This is a genomic window from Nocardia cyriacigeorgica (genome assembly GCF_010858045.1).
Lineage (GTDB): Bacteria > Actinomycetota > Actinomycetes > Mycobacteriales > Mycobacteriaceae > Nocardia > Nocardia cyriacigeorgica_E.
Map to the genome: position 1 here is coordinate 1 of NZ_JAAGVC010000431.1, position 238 is coordinate 238.

The 238-nt window shown below is 68.5% G+C and carries 1 protein-coding gene; it reads right to left on the reverse strand.

The features are described from left to right. Positions 1-57: 57 nt before the first annotated feature. Positions 58-238, reverse strand: a 181-nt coding sequence (locus GV790_RS31570) for a 50S ribosomal protein L19 (RefSeq protein ID WP_256673622.1), incomplete at its 5' end; no start/stop codon positions are given.

Below are 238 nucleotides of genomic sequence, written 5' to 3' on the forward strand. Positions count from 1 at the left end.
TTTCTGTGCGCTACCACCGCTCCGGGCGGGACCGGGATAGCGGCGCGGAGCAGCAGCTCAGCGCTTTTCCTTGATCTTGGCGGCCTTGCCACGCAGGTCGCGCAGGTAGTACAGCTTGGCGTGGCAGACGAGAGTGGGCCGGTGACCGTGCCCGGTGCAGACGACGGGCAACCGCAGGGGCGTCGCGCACGGCGTGACCGACGCGGACGCAAGGACAAGAAACAGCGGCCCTTCTGGC